Genomic DNA, 11,677 nt, shown 5'->3' with positions numbered 1-11,677 from the left:
CGTGCTGCCTGTTTGCGGATTACTACGGCACGACTCCAACTATTCGGCGGCGCTCAACCCTGAGCCGCCCATTTCCTTCGGCAAGTCCTGCATCTTCGGCAGACCGTCCTTCATCGGCAGCTTCGATTCCATGTAGTGCACATGCAGGCCTGGTTCATACGGGAAGTCATCGATCACGGCGGCATAGACATCGGTCAGCCCCCAATGCGGATGCTCGGTGAAGAGATGCCCGCCGCAATTGGTGCACCATTTTCGATAGCTGTGCTCAGTATTGTTGTAAGTGGCGATATGGTCCGCGCCACGAATGATGCGCAGCGCATCCGGCTTCCAGAGCGTGAACGCGTTGACGGGGCCCGCGGACCAGCGTCGGCACGACGCGCAATGGCAATAGCCCATGCCTTCAGGCTTCCCGTTCACCGTGAACTGCACCGCGCCGCAAAAACAACTGCCTTGGTAAGTAGCTGTGTCATTCATCGGAAGACCCCTCGTTAGTGTGGGTTGGCGAACGTTACGACTGGGCTTAACCTTGCGTCAGTGGTGTTTCGCGTGGATGCCAGTATCGGCGCGCGGACCGCTTCGTTGAATGACCGAGCGTCCAGATGTTTTGCGCGGGACGCCGAAACTTTGGGACTGGCCATGGATGCGCTTTCCGACGTTCTTCGTCTTCTGCGTCTCAGCGGAGCCGTGTATCTGAACGGCGATTTCACGGCGCCGTGGTGCGTGGTCGGGCAGGTTGCGCCCGCCATGTGCGCGACGTTCCTGCCGCGCGCCGAGCGCGTCGTGTCGTATCACCTCATTCTGGAAGGCAGCTGCCGGGCGGCGTTGACCGACGACCCCGCGTCGGCCATTCGCGTCGATGCGGGGGAACTGCTCGTGGTGCCGAGAGGCGAGGCGCATCTGATGGGCAGTTCGCTCGATCTGGAGCCGACGCCCGCCGAGGAACTGGTGGCTAGGTATCTGGCGACCTCGCCCGGCGACGTGATGCGCCTAAGCGTCGGTGGAGACGGTGCGAGAAAGGAAGCGGGCAAGGAAGCGAGCTGCACACGTATCGTCTGCGGCTTTCTCGCTTGCGAGGATATGCTGGTTAATCCAGTGCTTTCTTCGTTGCCGCGTCTCTTCAAGATCGACATGCGCAACGATCCGCAATCCGCGTGGCTCGAATCGTCGCTGAGATTCGCGGTGACGGAGGCTGCCGAATGGCGTCCCGGCAGCGCGACCGTGCTTGCGCGGCTGTCGGAATTGCTCTTCGTGGAAGCGGTGCGACGCTGCATCGCCTCGATGCCCGAGGATCGCCGTGGCTGGCTCGCCGGCGTCGAAGACCGGTTCGTCGGCAAGGCGCTCGCGTTGTTGCACGCGCAACCGGGTCATGACTGGACCGTCGACGAACTCGCGCGCCGCGTCGGTCTCTCGCGTTCCGCGCTTGCGCAGCGGTTCACGCAATTGCTCGGCCAGGCGCCGATGCAATACCTCGCGTGCTGGCGCTTGCAAGTGGCCGCGCAAGATCTGCTCGCTGGGCCGCGTCCGATTGCGGCAGTGGCGGAACGCGTGGGCTACGAATCGGAGGCGGCGTTCAATCGCGCGTTCAAGCGCCAGTTCGGGATGCCGCCCGCAAGCTGGCGGCGCAGTCAGGGCCGCGCGGGTAGCGATGCCTCGTCGAGCGTCGTCGGTGGCGACGCGGACGAGGAAGCGTGCGCGTCATTCGCCGTGCCAACGGGTGTGGGACCGCATCGCGAACATCGGATCAACGACGCTGCGTAAGGTCCGGCGCAAAACGTCGTCGCTCGCCGTTCTCCTGCTTGCCGCCGGCTTGTGCATGAGCGGCGCGTAAACGGGCCTCAATGCGTTTGCGCCGGGCCGCTCTCCGACGGCCGCGCGTGCCACCGCGTCAAACAAGGCATTCGCGGCGCATGTCTTCGCTTTGACGCAGCAGCTCGATGCCGATCCGGCCGAGGTGAACGGCTACGGTCGGCAAGACCGCCGCGGTCATCGCCGCTGTTCGGCAAGCCACGCTCGCCATCCCCCGAACGCGGAGATGTCCGTGCCCGATTGCACGCCATACGGTTCGCAGAGAAAGCCGATTACCCACGAGCCGTCCGCGAGTTCGACCTTGCCCAAGGCGAGGGGCGAGGGAACGGTCGCGATGAACGAGCCGAGTTCGGCGAACGGCATCTCCCACACTTCCACCGCGATCTCGACGCCGTTTTCCGCCATGCGCCACATGCCCGGCCGACGCGTTCCATCGGCCGACGCCGGCAGCGCGGCGAGCCGATACGACGCAGCGGTGCGGGTTGCCTGCACGAGATGCGCGCCTCGCGCGAGCAGGTCCCGGTTGAGCGGTAAGCCCTGCATATGCGCGCCGCACACCGCGATGCGAACGCGATCGTTCGTGGCGATGCTTCGCTCGCCCGCCGACATCACGTTGCCGCCGACGCATGCGATGCCGCTCGTGCGTTGCAGCAAGTCGGCGACGCCCAACAGGTACTGGTCCGTGAACGCACGGCCGAAGACGGTGACGCCCCACGGCAGACCGTTCTGCATGAAAGCGGTCGGCGTCGCGACGGCGGCGTAGTCGAGCAGATTCATGAAGTTGGTGTAGTAACCGAGCAGCGAGTTCGGTCCGATAGGATCAGCTTCCAGTTCGGCGAGCGTGACGGGACGCGGATACGTCGGCGTCAGAACGAAGTCCAGCGAATCGAGCGACGCATCGCAGATCGCCTTCAGCGCCTGCAAGCGGTACTGCGCGCGAAACAGGTCGACAGCGGTCGCGCCGGGCGCCTTCGCGAGCACATCGCGAATCACGGGCAGCACCGCATCGGATTGCGAGAGCATCAGGTCACGCACCACGCTGTAACGCTCCGCGACCCACGGACCTTGATAAAGCAGCTGCGCCGCTTCGATGAACGGCTCGAAGTCGATTTCGACGGCCTCGCCACCGGCTGCTTCCAGCATCGCGCGAGCCTCATCGAACAATGCGGGACTTTCTGCGCATCCCGCGAATTCCAGCTGCGCCGGCACGCCGAAGCGGAGCGCGGCGGGCGTGCCGAATGCGCGCGCCGTGTTCCACTGCGGATTCTTGCGGCTATAGGCATCGCGGTTGTCCGCTTGCGCGGTGAGCGCGAGCAGTTCGCTCGCTTCTTGCGCCGTCGCCGTGAAGTAGGTCACGCAGTCCAGCGTGCGGCAGGCGGGCACGACGCCGGCCATCGAAAGCAGGCCCTTCGTCGGCTTGAGCCCGACGAGGTTGTTCAGCGCGGCGGGCACGCGGCCTGAACCGGCCGTGTCCGTGCCGAGCGCGAAGCTCGCCACGCCGAGCGCGACGGCGAGCGACGATCCCGCGCTCGATCCGCCCGACGGATAATCCGGGCGCACGCTGTTGCGGCACTTGCCGTACGGCGAGCGCGTGCCGTTGAGACCGGTCGCGAACTGATCGAGATTGGTCTTGCCGAGCGGTATCGCGCCGAGTTCGATCAGGCGCGCGACGACGGTCGCCGACTCCGATGGCGTGTAGGCGAACGCCGGGCAGGCGGCTGTCGTCTGTATGCCCGCGAGGTCGATGTTGTCCTTGATCGCGAACGGAATGCCGTAGAGCGGCATCGTTTCGGAGTCCTGCGCGTCGAGCCGTTCGAGGTATGGCGCGAGTTCCGCTTCGCTCAACAGGTGAATGAAGAGATTGAACTCGGGATTCAGCGTCGCGGCTTTGTCGCGCAATTGCGCAATCAACGCGCGCGGCGTGAGTGTCTTCGCGCGATACGCGGATCGAAGCGTGGATAGGCGCAGATCGAATGACGGCATGGTGGTGTATCCCGTGTTCAGTGTCGTTGGATGACGGCGACGCGCTGGCCCGCGCGCACGGGCGAGCCCGGCGCGACATGAATCGGGCCGACCTTGCCCGCGCAAGGTGCGCAAACGGCGATTTCCATCTTCATCGATTCGATGACGAGCAGCACGTCGCCCGCGGATACTGCGTCGCCTGTCGCTACCTTCACTTGCCAGAGGCTGCCCGCGATCTCGCTGTCCACGGCGACTTCGCCGTCTTCGAGCGCGGCGAATTGCGCTTCTTCGACGGCAGGCGCATCGAGCGTGTCCTCGGTCGCGCCCGCTTCGCGCCAGCGTTCGCGCTCCGCGTTGAACGCTGCCTGTTGCCGCGAGCGGAAAGCGTCGATGCTCGCGGATTCTTCCGCGAGAAACGCCTGATAGTCCGACAACGACAGCTCCGTTTGCTCGATGCGCAACGGATAGCGGCCCAGCGGAAAGTCCGCGCGAATGCGAAGCAGCTCGTCCGCCGGGACTTCATAGAAGCGTATTTGATCGAAGAAGCGCAGCAGGAAGTGCTGTCCCGCGAAATCCGCTACCTGACGATAGCGGTTCCACATCTGCAACGTGCGGCCGACGAACTGATAGCCGCCCGGCCCTTCCATGCCGTACACGCACAGATACGCGCCGCCGATACCGACGGAGTTCTCCGCCGTCCACGTACGCGCCGGGTTGTACTTCGTCGTCACGAGCCGGTGACGCGGATCGAGCGGCGTCGCGACGGGGGCGCCGAGATACACGTCGCCCAGGCCCATCACGAGATAGCTCGCTTCGAAGACGACGCGCTTCACGGCATCGATGGAATCGAGATCGTTGATGCGGCGGATGAACTCCAGATTGCTCGGGCACCACGGCGCATCCTTGCGCACGGTGGTCATGTACTTTTCGATGGCGAGCCGGCACGCCGGATCGTCCCACGAAAGCGGCAGATGCACCACGCGCGACGGCACGCGCAGATCCCGTTGCAAGAGCACCTGCTGCCACGCCTCGGCGACGATCGCAAGCAGGCGGGCGAGCGGCAGATCGTCGGGCCGGTAATGAACTTGCAGCGAGCGAATGCCCGGCGTGAGGTCGATGACGCCGGCGAGCGCCTGCGCTTCTAGCGCCTGCATCAGCGCATGACCGCGAAAGCGCGAGACGAGATCGAGTTCCGCCGGACCGATTTCGAGCAGCAGATGCGTATCGCCGGAAACGCGCGCAACGAGCCTTTCGCCGTCCGAGCCCGTGTCCAGAACGATCGGCGAGGTCAGCGGCGTGGTCCGCTCAGGCAGAGCGTTCGGCGCGATCGTCAGCGTGTCGATCTCGCGGCTACGCTGGCGTGCGGCCTCGCGTGCTGCGTCGATATCGACCGGCACGAAGCGCACCTTGTCGCCCGCCTTCAACTGACCGATGTGCCACAGGTCCGCTTCGATGATCGTCACCGGGCACACGAAACCGCCGAGGCTCGGGCCATCGGGGCCGAGAATCACCGGCATGTCGCCGGTGAAGTCGATTGCGCCGACCGCATACGGATTGTCGTGAATGTTCGACGGATGCAGTCCTGCTTCGCCGCCGTCCTCGCGCGCCCATTCGGGTTTCGGCCCGATCAGGCGGACGCCGGTGCGGCTGGAGTTGAAGTGAATCTCCCAATCGGTGTCGAAGAATCGCTCGATATACGGCGCGGTGAAGTACTCGGGCGCGCCGTGCGGTCCGTAGATCACGCGAATGGTGCGCACGCTGTCGAGCGCCGGCACGTTGGAAAGCGCCGCGCCCGCGTGCTTATCCGCGAGCGGATAAAGATGCAGCACGTCCCCTGCGCGCAGCGCGCGGCCGCCGTGTCCGCCGAACTGGCCGAGCGTGAACGTGCTGCGGCTGCCGAGATACGACGCGACATCGAGCCCGCCGCGCACGCACAGATAAGCGCGCGCGCCCGCGCCGCGTATCGTGCCGAGCGCGAGCGTGGCCCCGGCCGGAACGAGGATGCTCGTGTTCAGCGGCTGTTCGACATCGTTCAGATGCACGGGAATCTGCGCGCCCGTGATGGCGACGACCGCGTCCGTGTTGAAGCGCAGCGTCGGGCCGCTCATCGTGATTTCGAGCGCGGCGGCATCGGCCGCATTGCCGAGCAGCCGGTTGCCGAGCCGCATCGCGCGGTCGTCCATCGGTCCCGACGGCGGAATGCCGACCGCCCAATAGCCGAGCCGTCCCGGATGATCCTGCACGGTCGTCTGCGTGCCGCCGCTCACGACTTCCACCGTCGTCGCGCGATAGGCGAGCGCTTCGAGGCAGCGGGTCCACGGTTCGCCCGATGCGAACGGCGTGTCCTGCACGATCTGGCGAAGATAGTCGCGGTTCGTTTCGACGCCGTAGATGCGCGTCTCGTCGAGCGCCGCGTCGAGCGCGTGGCGGGCTTCGTCGCGCGTTGGCGACCACGCGATGATCTTCGCGAGCATCGGGTCGAAGTAGGGCGGCACCTCGCAGCCCGCTTCGATCCACGTATCGATGCGCAGCGCGCGGCCATCGGCGGGCGGGAACGCCACATCCGTGAGCAGGCCCGGACTCGGCTTGAAATCGCGCCCCGGGTCTTCGGCGTAGAGTCGCGCCTGTATCGCGTGACCGCGGGGCGTGAGGCCGGCGGCGAGCTGCTTCAAAGGCGCGAGTGTTCCGGCCGCGAGTTCGATCATCCAGCGCACGAGATCGACGCCCCAGACCTGCTCGGTCACGCCATGTTCCACCTGAAGGCGCGTATTCACTTCGAGGAAATAGAACTGGCGCGCCGCGCTGTCGTACACGAATTCGACCGTGCCCGCCGAGCGGTAATCGACGGCCTTCGCGAGCTTCACGGCGGCGTCGCAAAGCGCATCGGATATGCCTTCGGGCAGACACGGCGCGGGCGTTTCTTCGAGCACCTTCTGATTGCGACGCTGCACCGAGCAGTCGCGCACGCCGAGCGCGATGGCGTCGCCGAGGCCGTCGCCGAACACCTGCACTTCGAGATGCCGCGCCCGCTCGATGTACTTCTCCAGAAACACGCCTGCATCGCTGAAGTTGTTCTCGCCGAGGCGCTTCACCGCATCGAAATGCGTCGCGAGCTCGTCGGCGTTCCAGCACACGCGCATGCCGATTCCGCCGCCGCCCGCGGTGCTCTTCAGCATCACCGGATAGCCGATGGCCTGCGCCGCTTCCAGCGCCGCCGCCACGCCTTCGAGCAGTCCCGTGCCCTCGAGCATCGGCACGCCCTGACTTGCGGCGATTTCGCGCGCCGTGTGCTTGAGGCCGAAGGCGCGTAACTGCGCGGGCGTCGGTCCGATAAACGCGATGCCCGCCGCTTCGCATGCTTCGCCGAACGCCGCGTTCTCCGACAGAAAGCCATAGCCCGGATGAATCGCCTGCACGCCTTCGCGACGCGCGACCTCCAGAATCTTCGCGGTGTCGAGATACGTCACGGCGGCGGGGCCGTCGCCGAGCGCATGAGCGATGGGTGCTTCGCTGACGTGACGGCTCGCGCGGTCGGCTTCGGCATAGACGGCGACGCCGGTGACATTCAGTTCGCGCAACGTTCGAAGAATGCGGCACGCAATGGCGCCACGGTTGGCAATGAGTATCTTCTCGAACATGGAGGCAGTCTTGATTCGGAGGCGGGCCGTCCCGCCGTGAGAATGGCGAGCCGTGGTCGTCCACGGCCGACACGACACGCGTTCAGCGATGCGCTTGCATCAGTTCCTCGCGCGTGCGCGCGAAGCATCGTCCCGAGCGAACGAGCATGATGTGATAGATGAAGCTACGGATGCGCTTCAGTTCCATATCAAAAGCTCCGCGGGCGTCGGGTTATAGGCATTGCACGGGTTGTTCAATTGCGGGCAGTTGGAAATGAGCACGATCACGTCCATTTCCGCGCGCAATTCCACGTACTTGCCCGGCGCGGAAATGCCGTCTTCGAACGTCAGGCCGCCTTGCGAAGTCACCGGCACGTTCATGAAGAAGTTGACGTTCGCGCCGATGTCGCGCTTCGAAAGCCGCCCGTCGTGCGCGCAGGCACGCAGGAAGTTATCGCGGCAGCTATGCATGTAGCGCTTTTCGAGCGCGTAGCGCACCGTATTGCTTTCCTGCGCGCACGCGCCGCCGAGCGTGTCGTGACGGCCGCACGTATCGGCGACGATAGTCAACATCGGGTTGCCGAGGTTCGAATACAGCACCGAGCCGGACGTCAGATAAAGGCTCTGCTGGCGACGCAGCGTGCGTTGCGGATCGAACCGTTCGCGCGGATCGGCGAGGCTGTAGAAGAGCGTATCGACGGCCTGATTGCCTTCCAGATCGACGATGCGCAGCGTCTGCCCGGCCTTTACCTCGTGCAGCCAGGGCTCGCCCGCGGCGAGGGTTTCGCGATACACCGCGCTTTCGGGATGTTTGTCGCTGACGGTAAGCGTGCTGGTCATGAGTGGGTCCGTGCTCACAGAAAGAAGCGTTCGGTGTTGATGAAGCCGCGTACGTTCTCGTCGCACGCGGTGCGGCAGAGTTCGGCGACGTCGGGTTGCGCCGTGCTCAGTTCGAGCTTCACGGGCTTCGGCGAGTACTCGGGGTTCGGGTCGAGCGGATGCTGGATGGCCGTGAGCACGACGAGCGTGTTCATCGGCGCGTAAAGCTCCACGTAGTCGCCCGCCTTCGAGTTGCCGGGCACGAAGCGCAGCGTGCCTTCGTCGGTGACATCCACGCGGCTGAAGAGATTGAGCGTCATCATCAGATCGGAGATGCCGAGGCCCCACTTGCCCATCTCGACGAGCAGGTTGTCCGTGCCGTTGCGATAGAACGCGTTGCGCAGTTCCTGATAGCGGCCGACGCCGTATCGCTCGGTCACTTCCTCTGCGTTCGATACGCCGCCGATGCTGTCGTGCCAGCCGCACGTATCCGCGACGATCGCGGCCAGCACGCGCCCCATGTCGGAGTAGAGGCAATGGCCCGCCGTGAGCTTCGCGGTGTGCTGGCACTTCAGCGAATCCGGCAGGTTCAGCCGTTCGCTCTTCTCGGATGCGTTCACCATCATCACGCTGACGTTTGCGCCGCCGCGCAGGTCCGTCACGCGCAGCGACTGTCCGCGTTTCACGATGAGCGACGTATGCCCGCCTCCGGGGACGGTTTCTTCGAGCAACAATGTCATGAACGAATTCCCTCCAGTGAAACCAGTTCGTTGTCCGAAGCACCTTGCATTGCCGCCTGCGCGATATGAACGGCCGAGGCGGAGTCGCGGGTGCGATCGAGCGGAATGTTGTACGTGATGCGCGCGCCGTACGCGCCGGGCGCTTGCGGGTCCACGCGAACCTTGTCGAACACGAGCACGCGGCTGCCCAGCGTGAAGCCTTCTTTCAGGTCGTGCGTGACCATGAAGATGGTGAGCTTCGATTCGCGCCATAGCTCGGACAAGAGCGCGTGCATGTCCTTGCGTATGCCCGGATCGAGCGCGCCGAACGGCTCGTCGAGCAACAGCACGCGCGGCTTCATCATCAGCGCCTGCGCGATGGCGAGCCGTTGCTGCATGCCGCCCGAAAGCTGCTGCGGATATTTGTTGAGCGCCGCGCCAAGACCCACGCGTTCGAGCATCGCGGCCGCTTCGTCGCGCGCGGCGCGGCGCTGCGTGCCGAACAGTCGGCCCGTGAGCTTCGCGCGCGGCAGTTCGAGACCGAGCATCACGTTATGCAGCGCGTCAAGATGATCGAACACGGAATAGCGTTGAAACACGACGCCGCGATGCGCGTCCGGCTCGCCCGGAAGCGGCGCGCCATCCAGCAGAATTTCGCCGCGCGTCGGGCGTTCCTGGCCGAGCAGCAGCCGCAGAAACGTCGACTTGCCGCAGCCCGAGGCGCCGACCATCGAGCAGAACTCGCCTTCCTTGATGGTGAGATTCAGGCGTTCCAGCACGACCTGATCGCCGTATTCCTTCCATACGTTGCGGACTTCGATCATCGCGCGCTCCCGCCGTACCACGGGAAGCACCATTGCGTGATGCGTCGAAGCAGCTCGTCGGTGAGCCACGCGAGCAGTGTGATCCACGCGACGTACGGCAGAATCAGATCCATCGACAGATAGCGGCGCACGAGAAAGATGCGGTAGCCGAGGCCGTCGGTGGACGCGATCGCTTCCGCCGCGATCAGAAACAGCCACGCGGCGCCGAGCGAAAGACGCAGCGCCACCAGCAAGCGCGGCAGCAGTTGAGGCAGCACGAGCCGCAGAATCAGCGTCCAGCTGCTTGCGCCGAGCGTCTGCGCCTTGACCCATAACTCGGCGGGAATGTCGCCCGCGCGCGCATGCAGGTCGCGAATGATCATCGGCGTGATGCCGACCACAATCAGCACGACCTTCGACAACTCGTCGAGCCCGAACACGATGAAAAGGATCGGCAACACCGCAAGCGGCGGGACCATCGAAATGACCGTGATGAACGGCGATAGCGTCGCGCTGACGAACGGGAACGAGCCCGTCGCGATGGCAACGACGAGCGCGATCGCCGCGCTCACCACGAGGCCGATGCCAAGACGCCGCAAGCTCGACAGCGTGTCGGCCCACAACAGATATTCGCCTGTGCGCTTGTCCTCGGTGAAGGCGACCGACTTCACGGCATCGCTCATTTGCGCCGCGCTCGGCAACAGCTTGTCGTCGGGATTGACCGAAAGCCGCATCGACGATCCGGTGAAATAGACCGCAAAGAGCACGACGAACGGCAACAGCAGCAGCATCAGGCCGCCTGTCCTGCTCGGATGTCGATTGATGAGTCGCATGATGACCGCCTCGTTGAAGACTCGCAGATGATCAGAGCTTGCCCGCTGCCGCCATCTCGACATAGGTCGGATCGAAGCGCAGCTTGACGTTGCTCTTGTTGCCGATCACGACGCCCTTGTCGAACGCCATGCCCACCGCGTCCGCGCTCTTTGCGTCCTGACCGAGCAGGCCGTGATCGAACGAGAACTTCGCGACGCGCGTCATGATCTTCGGCATGTCGGGGCTCGTGACGAAATCGAGCGCGGCTTTCGGCGTATAGAAGAGCGCAGTGGTGGACAACTGTCCTTTGAAGTTGGCGAGATCGGTGCCGGAAGACTTCGCCATTGCGGTGAGCGCGTTCGTGGTCTCGGCGGAGTTGCCGTGCATGAGCGCGACCATCTCGAACCATGCGCCGGTCAGCGCCTTGCCGAGCGCCGGGTTTTCCTGCAGCGTCTTCGTGTTGACGACCATCATGTCCATGATCTCGCCGGGAATCTTGCTGGAATCGAAGACTTCGGTGACGTTCGGCTGTGCCTTGAGATCGGCGAGCATCGGGTTCCACGTCACCGCGTTGTGAACGGCCGGCGTCGCGAATGCGCCTGAGATATCGGCATCGGATGTATTGACGACCTTGAGATCGCGCTCGCTCATGTGGGCGCTGTCGAGCGCGCGCGCGAGCAGATAGTGCGACACGGAGAACTGCACGAGATTGACTTGCTGGCCCTTCAGATCGGCGATCTGCTTGCCTTTGCCCTTCATGAGCACGCCGTCGTTGCCGTTGGAGTAGTCGCTCACGATGAGCGCGGTTGAATCGACGCCGCCCGCGGCCGGAATGGTGAGCGCATCCATGTTGGTCATGGCGCAGCCATCGAACTTGCCGGCCGTGTATTGATTGATGGACTCGACGTAGTCGTTCAGCTGCACGACATCGACGTTGATGCCGTACTTCTTCGCCCACTTCGACACGATGCCTTGAGTCTTGGCCTGACCCCACGGCATCCAGCCCGCATAGATGGTCCAGCACACCTTGAAGTCGTTGCGGGGCGCGGCGAACGCGGCGCTCGAGGCGAGCGTGACGAGGGAAACGGCGGCGATGCCGAGACAGCGGACGAGCTTGCGCATGAGGTTGACCTCGGAG

9 protein-coding genes are annotated in these 11,677 nt (G+C 64.6%); 1 reads left to right on the top strand and 8 read right to left on the bottom strand.

Going from position 1 to position 11,677, the window contains the following annotated elements:
• Positions 1 to 39 precede the first annotated feature (39 nt).
• Positions 40 to 474: a GFA family protein gene (locus JYK05_RS20605; protein ID WP_206470362.1), complete on the bottom strand. Its 435-nt coding sequence runs from the start codon at positions 472 to 474 to the stop codon at positions 40 to 42.
• Between the two features lie 162 nt (positions 475 to 636).
• Here JYK05_RS20605 and JYK05_RS20600 point away from each other — a divergent pair, with 162 nt between their 5' ends.
• Positions 637 to 1,758, top strand: a complete 1,122-nt coding sequence (locus tag JYK05_RS20600) for an AraC family transcriptional regulator (protein WP_206470361.1) — start codon at positions 637 to 639, stop codon at positions 1,756 to 1,758.
• Positions 1,759 to 1,983: 225 nt separating this feature from the next.
• On the opposite strand, the gene atzF is transcribed toward JYK05_RS20600, so the two are convergent.
• The 7 genes from atzF to JYK05_RS20565 form a co-directional block, all read right to left on the bottom strand.
• Positions 1,984 to 3,789 (bottom strand): allophanate hydrolase, encoded by a 1,806-nt coding sequence (atzF, locus tag JYK05_RS20595; RefSeq protein ID WP_206470360.1) that lies wholly within the window; start codon positions 3,787 to 3,789, stop codon positions 1,984 to 1,986.
• A 17-nt stretch (positions 3,790 to 3,806) separates the two neighbouring features.
• On the bottom strand, positions 3,807 to 7,406 hold the full coding sequence (gene uca, locus JYK05_RS20590; RefSeq protein ID WP_206470359.1) for an urea carboxylase: 3,600 nt from the start codon (positions 7,404 to 7,406) through the stop codon (positions 3,807 to 3,809).
• Positions 7,407 to 7,583: 177 nt separating this feature from the next.
• Positions 7,584 to 8,225 (bottom strand): urea amidolyase associated protein UAAP2, encoded by a 642-nt coding sequence (locus JYK05_RS20585; RefSeq protein ID WP_175943266.1) that lies wholly within the window; start codon positions 8,223 to 8,225, stop codon positions 7,584 to 7,586.
• Between the two features lie 14 nt (positions 8,226 to 8,239).
• Positions 8,240 to 8,944, bottom strand: a complete 705-nt coding sequence (locus JYK05_RS20580; protein WP_206470358.1) for an urea amidolyase associated protein UAAP1 — start codon at positions 8,942 to 8,944, stop codon at positions 8,240 to 8,242.
• A complete protein-coding gene (locus tag JYK05_RS20575; protein WP_175943262.1) occupies positions 8,941 to 9,747 on the bottom strand; it encodes an ABC transporter ATP-binding protein in 807 nt (268 codons plus the stop codon). The genes JYK05_RS20580 and JYK05_RS20575 overlap by 4 nt, the downstream gene beginning before the upstream one ends.
• Positions 9,744 to 10,559: an ABC transporter permease gene (locus JYK05_RS20570; RefSeq protein ID WP_206470357.1), complete on the bottom strand. Its 816-nt coding sequence runs from the start codon at positions 10,557 to 10,559 to the stop codon at positions 9,744 to 9,746. The genes JYK05_RS20575 and JYK05_RS20570 overlap by 4 nt, the downstream gene beginning before the upstream one ends.
• 31 nt (positions 10,560 to 10,590) lie before the next feature.
• The gene (locus JYK05_RS20565) at positions 10,591 to 11,661 is read right to left on the bottom strand and encodes a putative urea ABC transporter substrate-binding protein (RefSeq protein WP_206470356.1); all 1,071 of its coding nucleotides are present in this window, start codon (positions 11,659 to 11,661) and stop codon (positions 10,591 to 10,593) included.
• Positions 11,662 to 11,677 lie beyond the last annotated feature (16 nt).

Source organism: Caballeronia sp. M1242 (assembly GCF_017220215.1).
GTDB lineage: Bacteria > Pseudomonadota > Gammaproteobacteria > Burkholderiales > Burkholderiaceae > Caballeronia.
This window is presented reverse-complemented; position numbering and strand designations above follow the sequence as displayed.